Here is an 18,171-nt window from a genome sequence, read left to right on the forward strand (position 1 = left end):
CCCTGGCTGAATGGAGCCTTGCGGCTCGATCTGACAGGGGTTGAACCCGATCCGGGGTGCAATGGTTCCCGCCGGAGCTTTCGAGAGCCTGCGGAGATGACGGAAACCGGCGCCTTCTCGTCCCGGGAATGACGGGGCTGGCCGCTCTCAGTCCACGAGCTTGCGGTAGAGATGCCAGGTGGCATGGCCGAGCACCGGCATGACCACGATCAGGCCGACCAGCATCGGCAGGCAGCCGAGCACGAGCAAGCCCGTCACCGTCAGGCCCCAATACATCATCACGCGCGGATTGGCCTCGACGGCGGCGATCGAGGTGCGGATGGCTGTGGGGGCGTCGACATGCCGGTCGATGATCAGCGGGAAAGATACCACCGAGATCGAGAAGGCGAGGATCGCCAGCAAGAGCCCGATCGCATTGCCGATCACCATCATGATCCAGCCATCCGCGGTGGTGAATACCGCCCGCAGGAAATCGGTGGTCGAGACATCGGCGGGCAGGCCGAGCAGGCCACGATAGAGGAACCAGGCGCTGAACAGCCAGGCGAGGAAGAGCCCGGTCAGCATCGCGCCGAGCAGGGCGATCTGTCCGATCGACCGCGAGCGGAGCACCGCGAAAGCATGGACCCAGGACGTGTCCATGCCCTTCTCGCGCCGGCGGCTGATCTCGTAGAGCCCGATCGCGGCGAAGGGGCCGAGCAATGCGAAGCCCGAGAGCAGCGGGAAGAGCAGGGGGAAGATGTTGTAGCTGACCGTGAGCTGCGCCAGCAGGATGCCGGCGACGGGATAGATCAGCGCGATGAAGACGAGGTGGCTCGGCTGCGCCTTGAAATCGTCCCAGCCGCGCAGCAGCGCCTCGTGCAGATCCCGCGTGGTGATGGTCCTGATGCGCGGTTGCGAGAGCGCGGCAATGTCATGAACTGTGCCGTCGAGATTGGCCATGGCGTGTCTCCCGGTTCCGGCCCGGTTCGCCATATGGCTGTCGACGTGAACCTTGGTGTCAACGGCCTGCGGCGTCGAGCTTCCAATTCCCAGCCCGCAAACTATACGCGCCAAAGCGCGGTTTGTCGCAAGCTTTCGGGGCGGCACAGCCTTGCATGGGCCGCAAAAAGGCTGCTGCCCTTCCTCGTCACGATCATCTCGCCTAATGCTGTGCCATGAGCGACGCCGACGATTCCGCCCCCTCCGAAACGCCGATCGCGGAGCTGACGCCGCGCAAGGCGAAGGCCGAGCACAAGCTGCTGGCCGCAGCGGTGCAGGCGGCGAACGACGCCTATTTCCAGGACGACCAGCCGATCATGGACGACGCCGCCTATGACGCGAAGCGTCGCCGGCTCGTCGCGCTGGAAGAAGCCTTTCCGGCGCTGAAGCAGGAGAGCGACGTCAGCGCCAAAGTCGGTGCCAAGCCTTCCGGCAAGTTCGCCAAGATCCGGCATCGCGTACCGATGCTCTCGCTCGACAATGCTTTCTCGGACGAGGCCGTGGCCGAGTTCGCGGCCCGCGTCTATCGCTTCCTCGGCCGCAAGGAGGAGGACGGCATCGCCTTCACCGCCGAGCCCAAGATCGACGGGCTGTCGCTCTCGCTGCGCTACGAGAAGGGTGAGCTGGTCGCGGCCGCGACGCGCGGCGACGGCGAGGAGGGCGAGGATGTCACGCTGAACGCCCGCACCATCTCCGAAATTCCCAAGACGCTCGCCGGGCCGGACGTGCCTGAGATCGCCGAGGTGCGCGGCGAGGTCTATCTAGGCCATGCCGATTTCGCCGGGATCAACGAGCGCCAGCGCGAGAAGGGGCTGCCCGAATTCGCCAATCCGCGCAATGCGGCGGCGGGCTCACTGCGTCAGCTCGATGTCGGCGTCACCGCCGCGCGGCCCTTGCGCTTCTTCGCCTATGCCTGGGGCGAGATGCCGGCCCTGCCGGCGCCGACGCAATCGGGCGTGGTCGAGGCCTTCAGGCGCTGGGGCTTCCGCACCAACCCGCTGATGAAGCGCTGCGAGAGCGTTGCCGAGCTGATCGCGCAATATCGGCTGATCGAGAGCCAGCGCGCCACGCTCGGCTATGATATCGACGGCGTCGTCTACAAGGTCGACGATCTCGCGCTGCAGGCGCGGCTCGGCTTCGTCTCGCGGGCGCCACGCTGGGCGATCGCGCATAAATTCCCGGCCGAGCTGGCGACGACCGTTCTGGAGGCCATCGACATCCAGGTTGGCCGCACCGGCGCGCTCTCGCCGGTGGCGCGCCTGAAGCCGGTGACGGTCGGCGGCGTCGTCGTGACCAATGCGACGCTGCATAACGAGGACTATATCCGCGGCTTCGATTCCAAGGGGCTGCCGATCCGCGACGGCACCGATATCCGTATCGGCGACACTGTGACGGTGAAGCGGGCGGGCGACGTGATCCCGCGCGTCGAGGCGGTCGATCTTTCGAAGCGCCCGGCGGATTCGAAGCCCTACGAGTTCCCGACGCTCTGCCCGGCCTGCGGCAGCCATGCGACGCGTGAACTCAATCCCCGCACCGGCAAGGAAGACGCCATCCGCCGCTGCACCGGCGGCCTGATCTGCCCGGCGCAGGCGGTCGAGCGGCTCAAGCATTTCGTCTCGCGCGACGCGATGGACATCGACGGGCTTGGCGACAAGCAGATCGAGTTCTTCCATGGCGATCCCGAGCTGCCCGTCAGGGAGCCAGCCGATATCTTTACGCTCGCCGCGCGCGACGCTGCCAATCCCTTGAAAAAGCTCAAGGCCAAGGAAGGCTTCGGCGCCCAGAGCGTCGCCAAGCTGTTCGATGCGATCGAGGACCGGCGCACCCCGCCGCTCAACCGCTTCATCTTCGGGCTCGGCATCCGCCATATCGGCGAAACGACGGCGCGTCTGCTGGCGCGGCATTACGGCTCGTTCGAAGCGCTCAGGGCGGCCGGCATCGCCGCTGCCGACGAGGCCTCGCCCGAGCGGCAGGAACTCGACGCCATCGACGGCATCGGGCCGACCGTGGTCGAGGCGCTGATCGAATTCTTCGGCGAGCCGCATAACGAGGAATTGCTCGACCGCTTGCTGGTGCAGGTCTCGCCCCAGCCGCTGGAGGCGGTGGCCTCGGCCAGCCCCGTCGCCGGGAAGATCGTGGTCTTCACCGGCGCGCTGGAGCGGATGACCCGCGACGAGGCCAAGGCGATGGCCGAGCGGCTTGGCGCCAAGGTGGCAGGCTCGGTCTCGTCGAAGACCGACCTGCTCGTCGCCGGGCCGGGAGCGGGCTCGAAGCTCAAGGATGCTGCCAAGCATGGCGTCGAGGTGATCGACGAGGCCGGCTGGTTCGATCTGGTGGGCGGCTGAGGTCTACTCGGCCGCTTCCGCCGGCGGTGTGAACATCGCCACGGGAGAGGCCTCGCCCGCTGCCCGCACCTGACTCGGCGCCAGCCCGGTGATGCGCTTGAAGGCGCGGCTGAACGAGGCTTCCGACTCGTAACCGAGGCGCTGCGCCACCACCGCGATCCGCAATTTATCACGCGCCAGCCATTGCCGGGCCTGATGCATCCGGACCTGCGCGACATAGCGGGCCGGCGTCTCGCCGACGACCTCGGCGAAGCGCTCGGCGAAGCCGGAGCGCGAGGCGCCCATCAGCTCGGCGAGGCTCTCGACCGTCCAGTCGGTTTCGGGATGGGCGTGGATCGCCGCCAGCACCTTGCCGACCGTTGGGCAGCGCGCCGCCGCGACCCAGCCCTTGGCAGCGCCGCAGCCGCCCTCGACCCAGGCACGGATGATCGCGGCGGCCAGCACGTCGGCGAGGCGTGCCAACATGCCGCCGGCGCCGACCCGGTCCATCGCGACCTCGCGGCCCATCGCGTCGAGCAGATGCGGGATGCTGGGCTCATATGCGATGAAATCGCTCATCCGCATCAGGTCCGGCATCAACCGCAGCAATGGGTGATCGAGATCGACATTGAAGGTCATGCGGCCGGTGAAGACGAGCATATGCGCGCCGGCGCCGCCGCCCTCGACATCGAAGATGTTGCCATAGGCTTCCAGAACCCGGCAGTCGCAGGGTGGGGAGGCGACGACATCCGGCGAGCTCGCCAGGACATGGCCACCGCCACGCGGCAGCAGCACGGCGTCGCCGTCGGCGAGCTCCAGCCATTCGCCGGCCGGCGTCTTCAGCCAGCAGTGGCCGCGCGAGATGAAATGGAAATAGGCCTGATGGGTCGGCGGATAGACGACGCCCCAGGGCGCGGCCAACTGGCAGCGGCTGTAATCGACGCCGTCGAGCCGCAAGCCCCGGAGCATCTCGGTCAGGTGGTCGGCGGAAGCGGTCATGGCATTCCTGGACGAACGGTCATGAGATGCGGATGATATAGCATGGAAACTCCATGGGGCCACGCCCATCTTCCGGCCACCTGATGGAGACCCCCATGTCAGATTCCCTGTCTGCCACGACCCTTGAATTCGACGGTACAGCCGAGGAGGCCCGCGACAAGCCGGCCTGGGCTGCCGTCACATCCCTGACCTTCGGCGTCTTCGGTCTCGTCACGGCCGAGTTCCTGCCGGCAAGCCTGCTGACGCCGATGGCGGCGGATGTCGGCGTGTCCGTCGGCGCCGCCGGGCAGGCTGTGACCGCGACTGCCGTGGTCGGCGCCATTGCCGGTCTGGCCGCCGCCATCGTGACGCGCGGCATCGACCGGCGCATCGTGATCTGGTCGCTGACCGGCCTGCTGATCGTTTCCAGCGTCATCGCGGCGCTTGCCACCAACCTGACGACGCTGCTCTTCGCCCGCGTCCTGCTCGGTATCGGGCTCGGCGCCTTCTGGTCGATGGTCGCGGCGACCGCGATGCGGCTCGTGCCGCCCAGTGCCTTGCCCAAGGCGATGTCGCTGATCTTCGCCGGCGTCTCCCTCGCCACCGTCAGCGCCGCGCCGATCGGCGCCTATCTCGGCAACGTGATGGGCTGGCGCTTCGTGTTCTGGCTCTCGGCGCTGGTCGGGGTTGCCGCACTCGTCATCCAGATGGCGGTTCTGCCGCGGCTGCCGGCGCGCGGCTCGCCCGATATCCGCACGCTGTTCCGGCTGCTCGGCCAGCCCAGCATCGCGCTCGTGCTTGCCGGCATTGTCGTGGTGATCTCCGGCCATTTCGCCGGTTTCACCTATGTCCGCCCGTTCCTGGAGCAGATCCCCAAGCTGTCGGTCGAGGCGATCTCGCTCGTCCTGCTGGCCTATGGAATCGGCGGCTTCTTCGGTAATTTCGCGGGCGGGGCGATCACGGCGCGCAGCGCCAAGGCCTCGGTGATCTTCGGCGCCTTCATGCTCGCGCTGGTGAGCATGAGCCTGCTCTTCGTCGGCACGTCGCCGATCGCTTCGGCCGTGGCGGTCGGGCTCTGGGGCTTCGCCTTCGGTGCGCTGCCGGTCGGTTTCCAGACCTGGCTGGTGCGCGTCGCGCCGGAGGATGAAGCCGAGTCGGCGGGGGGGCTGATCGTCGCAGCCTTCCAGATCGCGATCGCGAGCGGTGCGGTCTTCGGCGGCCTGCTGGTCGATGGCTTCGGCACGCTCGGCGTGATCGCCTATGCCATGGTCGCGACGCTGGTCGGCGGACTGGGCGTGTTGCTGCTGGGGTCCAGGAGTCCCGAGCGGGTCGGCGCTGGCGCTGCCGCGCATGCCCTCTGAGGCTACAATAACCGATGACTGAACCGATCGGGCGCGTGATGCGCCCGATCACTTTTCTTCAAGACAGCAATGACGCGAGAGGGTTTATGCTTGCGCCATGGAAGCAGTCACCCAAGGTGAAACATTAGGCCTCGAACCGCTCGTCGCCGGCGAGCGGGCGAAGCTGTTTCCAGCCGAGCGTTTCGACGGGCTGGACTGCCTTGCCGCGACCTTCCGCCAACACGCCTATGCGCCGCATCAGCACGACAGCTATGTGATGGGTGTCATCGAGGCCGGCTGCGAAACCTTCCGGGTTCGCGGAGTGCGTCATTATGCGCGGCCGGGCCAGATCACCTTCGTCAATCCGCTCGAGACGCATGATGGCGAGCCCTATGGTCCGGGCTACAGCTATCGGATGACCTATCCGGAGGTCGGGCTGATCCGCGAGGTCGCGGCTTCGCTCAGCGGCCGGGATGGGATCGGGACACCGTTCTTCCCGCAGCCTCTGGTGGATGATGCCGAGGGGGCTGCGCTGTTCGCGGCGGCTCATCGCGCCATCGAGGATGGCGGGGACCTGCTGGCCGGCGAGGAAATGCTGCTGCGCTTCTATGCTCGCTGCCTGACGCATCACGCGGATCTCGCCGTCCGGCCGGTGGGCGTGGAGAGCGGATCCGTCGCCCGGGCCCGCGAGGTCTTCGAGGCCCGCTATGAAGAGGACCTGTCGTTGGCCGATCTGGCGCGGCTCACCGGGCTGCCGCGCCACCACCTGATCCGCGCCTTCCGGCGCGAAACCGGGCTGACGCCCCATGCCTATCTGGTCGATGTCCGCGTGCGGCGGGCGCGCGAGCGATTGCGGCGTGGCGAGAAGCCTGGCGACGTCGCGGCAGCGACCGGCTTCTGCGACCAGCCGCATCTGACACGCGCTTTCAAGGCCCGCTTCGGCGTCACGCCTGGGGCCTTCCGCACGGCGCATGCCGCCTGAATAGGTTTTTGAGAGAACATTTCCATGTCAACGATGCGCGACGACATCAGGCGCGGCCTGAACGATATCTGGCCGGCTGCGGTGGCCGCGGCGCCGATCGGGCTGCTCTTCGGCGCGGTCGCGGCCAGCAAGGGGCTCTCGCCCTTCGAAGTCTTCCTGATGAGCATCATGGTCTTCGCCGGCGGGGCGCAGTTTGCCGCGATCGAGCTCTGGGCGAGCCCGGCGCCGGTTGCCGCGCTGGTGTTCTCGACGCTGCTGATCAATGCGCGCCATGTGCTGATGGGCGCTTCGCTTGCGCCGAAGCTCCAGGGTTTCAGCCGCTGGCAGAAATTCCTCGGCCTCTACTACATGGCCGACGAGAATTGGGCGCTGGCCGAGAAGCGCGCCCGCACCCATCGTCTGACGCCGGCCTACTGGTTCGCGATGGTGATCCCCTTCGTCGCGGGCTGGCTGGTCAATTCGACGCTCGGCGCGATGATCGGCGCCGTGCTCGGCGATCCCAAACGGCTCGGCGCGGATTTCGCCTTCACGGCGCTGTTCATCGCGCTCGTCGCCGCCTTCTGGAAGGGCCGGGTGACGTTCTGGACGGTCGCAGCCGCCGGCATCGCCTCGGCCGTGACCTATCGGCTGGCCGGGCCGCCCTGGCATGTCGCGGCGGGCGCGCTCTGCGGATTGCTGGCTGCATGGCTTGCGGCGGGTAGCGAAGAACAGCCGGCGACCGAGGAGGCCAAGGCGTGAGCGTCGACCCGATCAATCTCCTCGCCTTCCTCGGCATGGCGATCGTGACCTATTTCACGCGCGTCGCCGGGCTGGCGCTGGCCGGGCGGCTCAGCCTCTCGCCGCGCGCGCAGGCCGCCTTCGACGCGATCCCGCCGGCCGTGCTGATCGCGGTGATCGCGCCGAGCGCGCTCGCGACCGGCTGGGCTGAGACGGCGGCGGCGGCGATCACCGCGCTTGCCGCGACGCGGTTGCCCTTGCTGGGCGTGGTGGCGGTCGGGGTTGTCGCGGTGGTCGGTTTCAGGATGGTAATGTGACGTTCTTGCCTTCTCGCCCTGAGGGGAGAAGGCAACCAATCACAACGGCCGGCAGGCCGCCTCCAGCCACGCCTTCGCCTCGCCCTCGACCTGCGGCGAGAGCTTCTCCCAGACCTCCGCGTGATAGGCGTCGATCCAGGCGATCTCGCCAGCATCGAGCGTGTCTTTCTCGATCAGGGCGCGCTCATAGGGGCACCAGGTGATGGTCTCGAAGCCGTAGATCACGCGCTCGGCCCCCGGAATCTGGCGCTCCTCGACGACGATCAGGTTCTCGATGCGGATGCCGTATTCGCCCTGCTTGTAGTAGCCGGGCTCGTTGGAGAGGATCATGCCCGGCTCCAATGGCGTGGTGCCGAGCTTGGAGAGCCGCTGCGGCCCCTCATGCACCGAGAGATAGCTGCCGACGCCATGGCCGGTGCCGTGATCGAAATCGAAGCCACCTTGCCAGAGCGGCAGCCGCGCGAAGGCGTCGAGCTGCGCGCCCGAGGTTCCCTTGACGAAGACCAGCCGCGAGATCGCGAGATGGCCCTTGAGCACGCGGGTATAGCGGTCGCGCATCTCCGGCGTCGGTGTGCCGATCACCATGGTGCGGGTGATGTCGGTGGTGCCGTCCTCGTACTGGCCGCCTGAATCGACCAGGAAGATACCAGGCTCCAGCTTGCGGTTGGTCGCTTCGCTGACGCGGTAATGCGGCAGCGCAGCATTGGGGCCGGCGCCAGCGATGGTGGTGAAGGAGACGTCCTTGAGCAGGCCGGTCTTCAGTCGCTCGGCTTCGAGCGCGGCCACCGCATCGATCTCGGTCAGGCCGCCCTTCGGCGCTTCGCGCGCCAGCCAGGAGAGATAGCGGACCATGACGGCGCCATCGCGCAGATGGGCGTTGCGGGCGCCGTCGAGCTCGGCCGCGTTCTTGCGCGCCTTCATCAGGGCGATCGGATCGGCGCCGGCATCGGGCGTGCCGCCGGCATCGCGGATCAGGGTCGCCAGCGCGGAGGCTGCGGTCGTGGCGTCCAACCGGACCTTGGCCTTGGCCGCGCCGAGCTTCGCGATCTGCCTGTCGAGCTCGGCCGGAGGGGCGATCTCGCCGACGGCGCCGATCGCATCGCCGGCCTCGTTGGTGATCTTCTCCGGTGCGAGGAAGACGGTCGGCCGGCCCTCGCGCGGGACGATGGAATAGCCGAGCGGTAGCGGCGTGTGCTCGACATCGCCGCCGCGGATGTTGAAGACCCAGGCCAGCGCATGCGGATCGGAGACGACGAGCGCGTCGACCTTGGCGTCGGTCAGCGCCTTCTGGATGCGGGCGAGCTTCGAGACGCTGTCCTCGCCGGCGAAGGCGGCCGGATGGGCCTTGACCGGCGCGGTGGGCGAGGCAGGGCGGTCGCTCCAGAGCGCATCGATCGGGTTGGCCTTGACAGCGACGAGGCTGCCGCCGGCTGCTGCCGCCGCCTTTTCGAGGCGGGCGAGGCCGTCCACCGTATGCAGCCAGGGATCGTAGCCGATCTTGCCTCCTGTCGGCAGGTTCTGCTCGACCCAGCGCTCCAGCGGCGTCTCCTCCATGCGGACCGGCGAGACGATCTTGGTGTCGGTCTGCTCGGCCGACTGGATCGTGTAGCGGCCGTCGACGATCAGCGCGGCCTTGTCGGCCAGCACCACGGCATTGCCGGCCGAGCCGGTGAAGCCGGTCAGCCATGCCAAGCGGGCCATATGGGCCGGGACATATTCGCCCTGGTGCTCGTCCGCGCGCGGGATGACGAAGCCGTCGAGCCCCTGCGCGGCCAGCGTCTTGCGCAAGGCGGCGACGCGGCCGGCAACCAGCTTCGGGTCGCTCGGTTCGGAGAAGGACTGGAAACGGCAGGTCGGCAGGGTCGAATCGGTCATGGCGGGGTCCGGCACAGAATTGCGCCATGGTCGCCTCGCACCAGCAAAAGCGCCAGCGCAAATCCGTCGGTTTGGAGATGCCTGTTTGGTAGGGCCGCGCTGCCTCCGCGTTCCGCATTGTGCCGATTGGTTATGCAATCGACGCAAACATTAATGGATATGGACGGATCGCATGCGTTTTCTGCATATCTTGCATATGCGAACATATCTTCTCGCAAGTGCGAAATGACCCCATCTTGATCGCATAAGAGAACGAGGAAGCGACCGGGACTGTCCTTCGTTTTTCGGAGATAGACCCATGACTTACGTGTTGAACAATGCCGATGTGCTGCCCGTACCGGTTCGGACCAGGACCGAGACTCGCGCCAGCAAGCCGGGCCTGATGCAGCGCTTCTATGCGGCGCTCGTCGCGAGCCGCGAGCGTTCCGCAGACCGCCAGTTGCGTGCCCGCAACCTCCTCGTCAACGAGGCCGAGATCGTGCTGGGCGGCTTCCCGTCCGCAACGCTGTCGAGCGACGTCTCGCTGCCTTTCAACCGCTGAATTCGCGCCGCTGCGGCCTCGAGTCGCGTGGCTGAAAACCTCAAGGATTTTCCATCATGATCGCCATCATCAAGCATATCGTCGAACAGATCGCCGACGCCGCGAAGTTCACTGCCGCCGTCTGGCACGATGCCCGCAGCCTGCAGGCCGAGGCCGAGAAGAAGTACGGCTATATCGGCTTCTGAGCCGAGCGAGTAACGATCTCGCGCTTCCCCGGAAGCGCCGGAGGTCAGGCAAGGCGGCGCGGCCTCGGGGCTGCGCCGCCTTTTTTCATGACCAGCGTCGCCCAGCCTTCGCGCAGCGAATGGCTGGCGAGATGGACGCCCTGGTGCCGGTAGGCCGAGACCACGCCAGCCACGTCCATCGCCAGCAGGCCGGACAGGATCAGCGTGCCGTTCGACGAGAGCACGCGCGCGATCGACGGGGCGAGGCGCTTCAGCGGGCCGGCCAGAATATTGGCGAAGACGAAGTCGAAATGGCCGGGGCGCCAGGCCTTGGCATGGCGCAGGCCCGGCGCGACATAGAGATCCAGCGCGTTCGGTGCATGGTTGAGCCGGGCGTTATGGGCGGAGACTTCGACCGCGACCGCGTCGATATCACCGGCGACGACCTTGCGCTTGATCTGCTTGGCGAGCGCCAGCCCGAGAATGCCGGTGCCGGTGCCGACATCGATGGCGTGGCGCGGGCGGCGCTTCTTCAGTTCGGCGTCAAGCGCGAGCAGGCAGCCGGCGGTGGTGCCGTGATGGCCGGTGCCGAAGGCCAGCGCGGCCTCGATCTCGATCGCGATATCGTTGGTCCGGACGACGTGCCGGTCATGCGCGCCATGGACGAGGACGCGGCCGGCGCGGACGGGCTTCAAGCCGTCGAGGCTGTTGGCGACCCAATCCTTGGTGTTCACCGTCGTGAACGGCGTCTTGTCGACGAGCTCGCCGACGATCGGGCGCAGCAGATCGCGCACCGCATCCTCATCGGGCGGGTTGGCGAAATAGATCTCCACCTTCCACGGGATGTTCATCGAGAGCGTGGTGATGCCGTCCTCGACCTCGAAGGCCGAGATCGCCGTCTCGGTGGGGTCGAAGATCTCGCCGAGCAATTCGGTGAGGGCCCGGGCCTGTTCGCCCGAGGTGGAGAGTTCGAGGACGGTCGCGACCGTCGCTGGCAGGAGGCCTTCGCGCATGGCGCGGGCTTAGCAGGCGCATCCGCCGCTGTCATCGGAAATGGCCGGGGGCGGCGTAGCTAAACCCGGCGTTCAGCATTCCCTGCTACCCGCAGGCCATGACGGCCTCGACGCGCGCGATCATTCTGAAGGCAAGCCTTGCGACAGCGCTGTCGATCGCGGCTTCGCTCGGCCTGGCGCTGACCGTCGTGCCGATGCTCGGCGGGGTCGTGGACGGCACCGCCTGGCTGATGTGCATTCTCTGTCCGCTATTGATCGCCTGGCCGGCCAGCGCCTGGCAATTCCGGCAGGCACAGCGCCTGAAGGACGCCCATGGCGAGATCGCGCGGCTGCACGGCGCGTTGTCGGCGGCGCATGAGGCCTTGCTGGAAAGGGCGCGCCGCGATGGCCTGACCGGGCTCCTGAACCGCGAAAGTTTCCTGGTCGATCTGGGGCAGGCGATGACGGCCGATAGCAAGGGGACGCTGCTCTTCATCGACGCCGATCACTTCAAGCAGGTCAATGACCGCTTCGGCCATCCAGTCGGCGACGATGCCTTGCGAAGACTGGCGCAGGCGATTGCGGGCGCGGTGGGCGCGAGCGGCTTCTCAGGGCGGCTCTGCGGCGAGGAATTCGCGGTCTATCTCCCGCAAACCGTCCTGACGGAGGCGGAGGCCGTCGCGAAGCAGGTTCTCGATGCGGTTCGGCGCCTCCGGATCGAGGCACCGGGCGGCGAGCCGGTCAGCCTGACCGTGAGCATCGGTGCCGCCGGCTGGGCCGGCGGCACGACAATCGAGCACTTGATCGCCGAGGCCGATGCACAGCTCTACCGCGCAAAGATGCAGGGCCGGAATCGGGCCGCCTGCGCTTTGAACATGGCTGCGGTGGCCTGAGGAGCGCCTGCGTCAGGCGTGTTGCGCGTTCAGCGCCGCAAAGACCTGGCTGAAGCTGCCGGTCGCTTCGGCGAAGCGCAGCGGCTTGCAGCGCTCGACGATGACCTCGCCGGCCTCCGGCTGCGTTTCGAGGATCGTCATCACCTCGCTGGTGAAATCGGCGAGCGGCATCGCGGCCGGATCGACCGCCTGATGCGGGCCGAGCAGTTCGGTCTGCACATAGGGCGGGGCGATCTCGATGACCTCGACCGATGTATCCTTGAGCTGCTCGCGCAGGCCGATCGACCAGGAATGGATCGCGGCCTTGGTCGCGCTGTAGGTCGGGGTCGCCGCCAGCGGCACGAAGGCGAGGCCCGACGAGACGGTCAGGACCGTGGCGCGCGGCTGCTTCAGGAAATGCGGCAGCAGCGACGTCGTCAGGCGGATCGGCCCGAGCAGGTTGGTCGCGATCGTCTCCTCGGCGATGGCGAGATTGTCGGCGGCCGGGACGTTCTCCGGCTTCATGATGCCGGCATTGTTGATGACGGCGTTCAGACTCGGGAAGCGCTCGACCGCCTGCCGGGCGAAGGCTGCGATATCGGCCTCGTCCTGGATGTCGAGCAGCATCGATTCCATGCCGGGATTGGCAGCGGTGACCGCATCGAGCACGGCTTCGCGGCGCCCGGCGATGACGACCTTGTTGCCCTTGGCGTGCAGCGCCTCGGCGAGCGCGCGGCCGATGCCCGAGCCGCCGCCGGTGATGAGGATGGTGTTTCCGGAAATCTTCATGGCAAAGCCTTCTCGTGGTTGCGTGAAACGAGATGGCGCCGATACTCTTCATTGGAAAGAAGGCGCTCGAAAGTGCCATACGCACCAAAAGGAGAGTGTAAGATGCAGGCGATCCGGACCGCGATGGCGGCGATGCATCAGCGCAGCGAGGCGATCCCTCCGGTCAGCCCGGCGGTGGAATCGCTGGTGCGGCAGGTCATCGCGCAGGTCGCCGACAAATGGACGATGCTGGTGCTGGAGGCGCTTGAAGAGCATAGCACGCTGCGCTTCACCGAGGTCGGCCGGATCGTCGGCGGCATTAGCCAGAAGATGCTGACCAAGACATTGCGCGAGATGGAGCGCGACGGGCTGGTCGTTCGCACCGTCCACCCGGTGATCCCGCCGCATGTCGATTACACGCTGACGGAACTCGGGCGCGAGCTCAGCGCCGCCTTTTGCGGGGTCTGGACCTGGGCCGAGACCTACTACGCCGAGGTTTCGGCCGCGCGAAAAGCCTTCCGCGAGCGGGAGGAGGCTTAAGCGCCGGCGTGGCCGGCGTCGCTCCTCCATGGTTTCGTAGGTCAGGCTGAGGCCGCCCCGCCTGTCCTGCGCAGGTAGACGATCTGGGCGCCGACCCCGATGACGAGCGCGGCCAGAATGCCCGCCTGCACCCCAAGCAGGAGCGGGGATTTCAGGTCGGTGACGAAGGGATGGCCATCCGGGACGCGGCGCAGGATCTCGGTGGCCGTCGGCAGCATGAGCAGGAAGGCCGTCACGCTCAGGACGATTGTCTCGATATAGGCGACGGCGCGCGCGGGGAGCGGGGTCCGGCCGATGGTGTAGCCGATGGCGAGCAGCAGGAGCGTCAGCGCGCCGATGATGTGACCGGCAGGCATATGCGTGACGAAAAAGACGGTGACGGCGCCGATCAGCATCGAGACGAGGTAGACGATGCCCGCAGTCGAGCGCGGCACGATCCGGCCATGGATCGCGAACATATAGGCTGCTGCGGGGATGGCCGGCAGGCTGCCCAGCGTATGGACCCAGCCGAGCGGGGTGATGCCAAACATGAGAATGTCCTTTTGTCGCGCCTGTCGCCGATCGCGAGGGCGCCTGGGTTGTGGGGAGAATCTATCTACTAATAGGTAGGTACCTGCGGCGCGTTTCATTCGCCGGGCCGGTGAGGTTCAGTGCCGTGCCATGAGACGCTCCAGCAGAGGGCGGGTGATGACACCGAAGATCGCCGGGTCGCCATAAGCGCGGGCTGAAAGCATCGCGCCGTGGACGCCCGCCATGAAAGCCTCCGCTTCGGCCCTGGCCGTCCCGGTGAAACGCAGGTCGCCCTGTGCCGCGCCACGTTCGAGGACCGAGGCCAGCCAGGCGGAGAGGGCTCGGAAATGGGCGCGGACTTCCAGGGTGACGTCCTGCGGAAGGACCGGGATCTGGCTGGCGAGAAGCGCGCAAAGGCAGAACGGAGCGCTCGAATCGGCGATGCAGGCCTCCCAATAGCCGATATAGGCCCGCAGTTGCCGAGCCGGATCGGGAACCTGCTGCTCCAAAGCGGCGATGCCGGCCTCGGCCTCCTCCCGGTATCGGGCGACGAGCGTGCGGACGAGGTCGGACTTGCTGGGGAAATGGTGGTGGATGCTCGCATTGCGAATGCCGACCACCTTCGCGATGTCGGCATAGCTGAAGCCATTATACCCACCCTGGATCAGGAGGGAGCGGGCGCAGCGCAGGATTTCGTCGGATGTCGAGCCGGTCATGATCCATATCTACCTACTAGTAAGTAGGCAATCAAGCCAAGTCACAGCTTTGTGCAGATGGCTCACCCCGCCTTCTGCACGAACGAGTCCAGCACCATCTTCCGCCCGGCCTTGTCGAAATCGACGGTCAGCTTGTTGCCGTCGACGCTGGCGACCGAGCCGGGGCCGAATTTGACGTGGAAGACGCGGGCGCCGGTGCCGTAGGCGGATTCGCCGGATGATTTCGCCGTCAGCTCGCCCTCGATCATGAGCGGGCCGCGCTGGCGCGAGGAGCTGCCGAAACCGCCCTGGCCGAAGCCGCGGCCGCTTTCCGAGAAGCCGCTGCCGCCGCCGCTGTTCTTCGCGCGGTTCTCCTGCGCACGCTGCCAGCCCGGCGTGTTGTAGCTGGAGCCGAAGCTCTCCATCCGGTCGAAGCGCGAGGCGCCGTAGCCGCCCTGCGAATAGCTGCTCGCTGCCTGCTCGACCTCGACATGCTCCTCCGGCAGTTCGTCGATGAAGCGGGAGGGCAGGCTGGTCTGCCAGAGGCCGTGGATGCGCCGGTTCGAGGCGAAATAGAGCTTCAGCTTCTTGCGGGCGCGGGTGAGGCCGACATGGGCGAGGCGGCGCTCCTCCTCCAGACCGGCGCGACCGCTCTCGTCGAGCGCGCGCTGGTTCGGGAACAGGCCTTCCTCCCAGCCGGGCAGGAAGACCGTGTCGAATTCCAGCCCCTTGGCGGCGTGCAGCGTCATGATCGAGGCGCGGGCCTCGGCCTCGCCATCGGCGACATCCATCACCAGCGAGACGTGTTCGAGGAAGGACGGCAGGTCGGGAAACTCGTCGAGCGAGCGGACGAGTTCCTTGAGGTTTTCCAGGCGCCCGGCCGCATCGGCCGAGCGGTCCTTCTTCCACATCTCGGTATAGCCGCTCTCTTCCAGAACCAGCTCGGCGAGCTCGCCCTGCGGCATATGCTCGGCGCGGGTCGACCAGCGGCCGAAGGCATCGACCAGCTCGCGCAGCGCGGTACGGGCCTTGGGCTTCAACTCGTCGCTCTCGACCGCGGCGCGGGCCGACTGCATCAGCGAGAAGCCGGTGGCGCGGGCATGGTTGTGCAGGAGCTGGACCGTCGCGTCGCCGAGCCCGCGCTTGGGCACGTTGACGATGCGCTCGAAGGCGAGGTCGTCGGTGGCTGAGACGACGCAGCGCAAATAGGCGAGCGCATCGCGGATTTCGGCACGCTCGTAGAAGCGCGGGCCGCCGATGACGCGATAGGGCACGCCGGCCTGGACGAAGCGCTCCTCGATCTCGCGCATCTGCGCGGAGATGCGCACGAGCACCGCGACCTGGCCGAGATCCTGGCCCTTCGCCTGCATCGCCTCGATCTCGTCGGAGATCAGGCGGGCTTCCTCCTGGCTGTCCCAGGCGCCGGTGATGGTGACCTTCTCGCCGAGCGCGTCCTCGGTGCGCAGCGTCTTGCCGAGGCGGCCCTCGTTGCGGGCGATCAGCTTGGAGGCGGTGGCGAGGATATGGCCGGTCGAGCGGTAGTTGCGCTCCAGCCGGATCACGGTCGCGCCCGGAAAATCGTGCTCGAAGCGCAGGATGTTGTCGACCTCGGCGCCGCGCCAGCCATAGATCGACTGGTCGTCGTCGCCGACGCAGCAGATGTTGCGACGGCCCTGGGCGAGAAGTCTCAGCCAGAGATACTGCGCCGTGTTGGTGTCCTGGTACTCGTCGACGAGGATGTAGCGGAAGCGGTCGTGATAGGTCTGGAGCACGTCCGGATAGTCGCGGAACAGCGTCAGGCAATGCAGCAGCAGATCGCCGAAATCGACGGCGTTCAGCGCCTTCAGCCGCTCCTGATAGGCGGCGTAGAGCTTGCCGCCCTTGCCATGGGCGAAGACGGCGGCCTCGCCGGCGGGCACGTCCTTAGGGCTGAGGCCGCGGTTCTTCCAGCTATCGATGAAGCCGGCCAGCATGCGGCCGGGCCAGCGCTTCTCGTCGATGTTCTCGGCCTGGATCACCTGCTTCATCAGGCGGATCTGGTCGTCTGTGTCGAGGATGGTGAAATCGCTGCGCAGGTCGAGCAGTTCGGCATGGCGGCGCAGGAGCTTGGCCGAGATCGAATGGAAGGTGCCGAGCCATGGCATGCCCTCGGCGACCGGGCCGACGAGATGGGCGACGCGCTCCTTCATCTCGCGCGCCGCCTTGTTGGTGAAGGTCACGGCGAGGATCTGCGAGGGATAGGCGCGGCTGGTCGAGATCAGGTGGCCGATGCGGGTGGTCAGCACGCGGGTCTTGCCGGTGCCGGCACCGGCGAGCACCAGTACAGGACCGTCCGTCGCCTCGACCGCCTGGCGCTGCTCCGGGTTCAGCCCCGCCAGATAGCCGGCCGCAGGCTGCGCGGCAGCGCGCGCGGCAAGGCCGCCGGGGCGAGGCGGGGGAGCGGAAAAAGGATCGGTCTCGGACAAGGGTGCGCGGTGCTCGTGCGTGATTCGTTCTCCGGCGAATATAGGGCGTCGATGTCAGGATTGCGCCCTGCCGGAGCGATCATTTTATACTCCGCTCCACAGGGAGGTGGCAGCATCCCCCCGCCTGTCGGCTCAGCGCGCCGGCAGCAGGTATTTCAGGCCCTGCGTGAAGCCGCGCGGCGCGACGCTGAGGTGATCCTCATCGTCGAGGACGACGGACTTCAGATTCAAGCTCGGATATTTCCGGCCGCGCAATGCGGCTTCAAGAGCCCGGTTGTCGGCGACCATATCGACCGTCTGGCTGTAGCGCCGGTCGTTTTTGCGTTGCGCCTCATAGGCGCCGACATAGAGATAGACCTTGGCCGGCAGGTCCTTGCTCCGGGCGGCGTAGCGCGCTTCCAGCTCCAAAGCGTGGCGCTTGTCGTACCAGAGCGAGGGGCTGCCGAGGATATAGCCGCTGAACAGGCCGGGCTCGGTGAACAGGATCTGCGCGCCCAGCAGGGAGCCGTAGGAATGGCCGAGAAAGAGCGCCCTGGCGGGATCGATTCGATAGCGGGCGGCGATGAACGGCTTCACCTGATCGCGGAGATAGGTCTGGTAGGCTGGCCCCTGGCCGTGAACCGCGCCGGCCGGTGCTGTGCGCGGCCCGTTCGGTGTCGGCGTGTAGTCGCGCCGGCGGCTGACAGCGCCATCTTCGCCCTTGGCATAGGACAGCCCGACCAGGATGAAGTCCTCCACCTTGGGTCCTTCGAGGTTCAGGCGGCGGCTGATCTGGCGGAGGATCGGGAAGGCATAGTCGGCGTCGGTGACGTAGAGCACCGGATAACGCCGCTGCGGCTCCTTCGCATAGGAGGGCGGCAAGGCGACGAAAACCTGATAGCCGCGGCGCGAGACCGGATCGGGCACGTCCCAGACCTCGCTGTCGGCAATTTCGTAGGGGCGGCCGTCACCTGCCTGAACCTTCAGCACCGGTTGGGCCTGGGCGTGCGCGGGAGCGACGGAGGCACTGAGGCCGGCGATGAGGGCAATCAGCAGGGTATTCGAAAGGCGTCGCTGCACGTGAGATCTCCGTCGTCACGCACCGGTCGCAGCGCGCGGGGCGAGGTGAGGGAG

18 protein-coding genes are annotated in these 18,171 nt (G+C 67.1%); 9 read left to right on the forward strand and 9 right to left on the reverse strand.

The window, feature by feature from the left end:
- Positions 1-147: 147 nt before the first annotated feature.
- Positions 148-939 (reverse strand): DUF2189 domain-containing protein, encoded by a 792-nt coding sequence (locus ASE61_RS10230; RefSeq protein WP_061966789.1) that lies wholly within the window; start codon positions 937-939, stop codon positions 148-150.
- A 215-nt stretch (positions 940-1,154) separates the two neighbouring features.
- Between ASE61_RS10230 and ligA the strand changes: the two genes are divergently transcribed.
- Positions 1,155-3,323 carry an NAD-dependent DNA ligase LigA gene (ligA, locus tag ASE61_RS10235; protein WP_061966790.1) on the forward strand — a complete coding sequence of 723 codons (2,169 nt, stop codon included), beginning with the start codon at positions 1,155-1,157 and terminating at the stop codon, positions 3,321-3,323.
- Between the two features lie 3 nt (positions 3,324-3,326).
- Here ligA and ASE61_RS10240 read toward each other — a convergent pair whose 3' ends face one another.
- On the reverse strand, positions 3,327-4,301 hold the full coding sequence (locus ASE61_RS10240; protein WP_244492790.1) for an AraC family transcriptional regulator: 975 nt from the start codon (positions 4,299-4,301) through the stop codon (positions 3,327-3,329).
- Positions 4,302-4,396: 95 nt separating this feature from the next.
- Between ASE61_RS10240 and ASE61_RS10245 the strand changes: the two genes are divergently transcribed.
- The 4 genes from ASE61_RS10245 to ASE61_RS10260 all read left to right on the forward strand — a co-directional run bounded on the left by ASE61_RS10245 (position 4,397) and on the right by ASE61_RS10260 (position 7,636).
- Positions 4,397-5,641 (forward strand): MFS transporter, encoded by a 1,245-nt coding sequence (locus tag ASE61_RS10245; protein ID WP_061966792.1) that lies wholly within the window; start codon positions 4,397-4,399, stop codon positions 5,639-5,641.
- 97 nt (positions 5,642-5,738) lie between these two features.
- Positions 5,739-6,602: an AraC family transcriptional regulator gene (locus ASE61_RS10250; protein WP_061966793.1), complete on the forward strand. Its 864-nt coding sequence runs from the start codon at positions 5,739-5,741 to the stop codon at positions 6,600-6,602.
- Positions 6,603-6,626: 24 nt separating this feature from the next.
- Entirely contained in the window at positions 6,627-7,340 is a 714-nt protein-coding gene (locus ASE61_RS10255; RefSeq protein ID WP_082617350.1) for an AzlC family ABC transporter permease, read from the forward strand.
- Positions 7,337-7,636 carry an AzlD family protein gene (locus ASE61_RS10260; protein ID WP_061966795.1) on the forward strand — a complete coding sequence of 100 codons (300 nt, stop codon included), beginning with the start codon at positions 7,337-7,339 and terminating at the stop codon, positions 7,634-7,636. The genes ASE61_RS10255 and ASE61_RS10260 overlap by 4 nt, the downstream gene beginning before the upstream one ends.
- Positions 7,637-7,675: 39 nt before the next feature.
- Here the strand turns inward: ASE61_RS10260 and ASE61_RS10265 are convergent, their stop codons facing one another.
- Positions 7,676-9,511: an aminopeptidase P family protein gene (locus ASE61_RS10265; protein ID WP_061966796.1), complete on the reverse strand. Its 1,836-nt coding sequence runs from the start codon at positions 9,509-9,511 to the stop codon at positions 7,676-7,678.
- A gap of 298 nt (positions 9,512-9,809) precedes the next feature.
- Between ASE61_RS10265 and ASE61_RS10270 the strand changes: the two genes are divergently transcribed.
- Positions 9,810-10,052, forward strand: coding sequence for a hypothetical protein (locus tag ASE61_RS10270; protein ID WP_061966797.1), 243 nt, complete (start codon positions 9,810-9,812; stop codon positions 10,050-10,052).
- A 56-nt stretch (positions 10,053-10,108) separates the two neighbouring features.
- Entirely contained in the window at positions 10,109-10,237 is a 129-nt protein-coding gene (locus ASE61_RS27405; RefSeq protein ID WP_274532863.1) for a hypothetical protein, read from the forward strand.
- A gap of 44 nt (positions 10,238-10,281) precedes the next feature.
- Here the strand turns inward: ASE61_RS27405 and ASE61_RS10275 are convergent, their stop codons facing one another.
- Positions 10,282-11,229 carry a 50S ribosomal protein L11 methyltransferase gene (locus ASE61_RS10275; RefSeq protein WP_061966798.1) on the reverse strand — a complete coding sequence of 316 codons (948 nt, stop codon included), beginning with the start codon at positions 11,227-11,229 and terminating at the stop codon, positions 10,282-10,284.
- A 98-nt stretch (positions 11,230-11,327) separates the two neighbouring features.
- On the opposite strand from ASE61_RS10275, the gene ASE61_RS10280 reads away from it, so the two are divergent.
- On the forward strand, positions 11,328-12,101 hold the full coding sequence (locus ASE61_RS10280; RefSeq protein ID WP_061966799.1) for a GGDEF domain-containing protein: 774 nt from the start codon (positions 11,328-11,330) through the stop codon (positions 12,099-12,101).
- A gap of 12 nt (positions 12,102-12,113) precedes the next feature.
- Here ASE61_RS10280 and ASE61_RS10285 read toward each other — a convergent pair whose 3' ends face one another.
- Positions 12,114-12,869 (reverse strand): SDR family oxidoreductase, encoded by a 756-nt coding sequence (locus tag ASE61_RS10285; protein ID WP_061966800.1) that lies wholly within the window; start codon positions 12,867-12,869, stop codon positions 12,114-12,116.
- Positions 12,870-12,971: 102 nt separating this feature from the next.
- On the opposite strand from ASE61_RS10285, the gene ASE61_RS10290 reads away from it, so the two are divergent.
- A complete protein-coding gene (locus ASE61_RS10290) occupies positions 12,972-13,388 on the forward strand; it encodes a winged helix-turn-helix transcriptional regulator (protein ID WP_082617351.1) in 417 nt (138 codons plus the stop codon).
- A 41-nt stretch (positions 13,389-13,429) separates the two neighbouring features.
- Here ASE61_RS10290 and ASE61_RS10295 read toward each other — a convergent pair whose 3' ends face one another.
- From ASE61_RS10295 to ASE61_RS10310, 4 genes are all read right to left on the reverse strand, one after another.
- The gene (locus tag ASE61_RS10295) at positions 13,430-13,918 is read right to left on the reverse strand and encodes a hypothetical protein (RefSeq protein WP_061966801.1); all 489 of its coding nucleotides are present in this window, start codon (positions 13,916-13,918) and stop codon (positions 13,430-13,432) included.
- 117 nt (positions 13,919-14,035) lie between these two features.
- A complete protein-coding gene (locus tag ASE61_RS10300; RefSeq protein ID WP_061966802.1) occupies positions 14,036-14,614 on the reverse strand; it encodes a TetR/AcrR family transcriptional regulator in 579 nt (192 codons plus the stop codon).
- A 62-nt stretch (positions 14,615-14,676) separates the two neighbouring features.
- Complete coding sequence (locus ASE61_RS10305) at positions 14,677-17,058, reverse strand: ATP-dependent helicase (protein WP_061966803.1); 2,382 nt, start codon at positions 17,056-17,058, stop codon at positions 14,677-14,679.
- Positions 17,059-17,190: 132 nt separating this feature from the next.
- Entirely contained in the window at positions 17,191-18,117 is a 927-nt protein-coding gene (locus tag ASE61_RS10310) for an alpha/beta hydrolase (protein ID WP_082617353.1), read from the reverse strand.
- Positions 18,118-18,171 lie beyond the last annotated feature (54 nt).

The sequence above is a fragment of the Allobosea sp. Root670 genome (assembly GCF_001429415.1).
Lineage (GTDB): Bacteria > Pseudomonadota > Alphaproteobacteria > Rhizobiales > Beijerinckiaceae > Allobosea > Allobosea robiniae.

Excerpts from the sequence above, each read along its gene's own strand:
- ASE61_RS10230 (WP_061966789.1), bottom strand. The coding sequence starts at position 939 with ATGGCCAATCTCGACGGCACAGTTCATGACATTGCCGCGCTCTCGCAA.
- ligA (WP_061966790.1), top strand. The coding sequence starts at position 1,155 with ATGAGCGACGCCGACGATTCCGCCCCCTCCGAAACGCCGATCGCGGAG.
- ASE61_RS10240 (WP_244492790.1), bottom strand. The coding sequence starts at position 4,301 with ATGACCGCTTCCGCCGACCACCTGACCGAGATGCTCCGGGGCTTGCGG.
- ASE61_RS10245 (WP_061966792.1), top strand. The coding sequence starts at position 4,397 with ATGTCAGATTCCCTGTCTGCCACGACCCTTGAATTCGACGGTACAGCC.
- ASE61_RS10250 (WP_061966793.1), top strand. The coding sequence starts at position 5,739 with ATGGAAGCAGTCACCCAAGGTGAAACATTAGGCCTCGAACCGCTCGTC.
- ASE61_RS10255 (WP_082617350.1), top strand. The coding sequence starts at position 6,627 with ATGTCAACGATGCGCGACGACATCAGGCGCGGCCTGAACGATATCTGG.
- ASE61_RS10265 (WP_061966796.1), bottom strand. The coding sequence starts at position 9,511 with ATGACCGATTCGACCCTGCCGACCTGCCGTTTCCAGTCCTTCTCCGAA.
- ASE61_RS10270 (WP_061966797.1), top strand. The coding sequence starts at position 9,810 with ATGACTTACGTGTTGAACAATGCCGATGTGCTGCCCGTACCGGTTCGG.
- ASE61_RS27405 (WP_274532863.1), top strand. The coding sequence starts at position 10,109 with ATGATCGCCATCATCAAGCATATCGTCGAACAGATCGCCGACGCCGCG.
- ASE61_RS10275 (WP_061966798.1), bottom strand. The coding sequence starts at position 11,229 with ATGCGCGAAGGCCTCCTGCCAGCGACGGTCGCGACCGTCCTCGAACTC.
- ASE61_RS10280 (WP_061966799.1), top strand. The coding sequence starts at position 11,328 with ATGACGGCCTCGACGCGCGCGATCATTCTGAAGGCAAGCCTTGCGACA.
- ASE61_RS10285 (WP_061966800.1), bottom strand. The coding sequence starts at position 12,869 with ATGAAGATTTCCGGAAACACCATCCTCATCACCGGCGGCGGCTCGGGC.
- ASE61_RS10290 (WP_082617351.1), top strand. The coding sequence starts at position 12,972 with ATGCAGGCGATCCGGACCGCGATGGCGGCGATGCATCAGCGCAGCGAG.
- ASE61_RS10295 (WP_061966801.1), bottom strand. The coding sequence starts at position 13,918 with ATGTTTGGCATCACCCCGCTCGGCTGGGTCCATACGCTGGGCAGCCTG.
- ASE61_RS10300 (WP_061966802.1), bottom strand. The coding sequence starts at position 14,614 with ATGACCGGCTCGACATCCGACGAAATCCTGCGCTGCGCCCGCTCCCTC.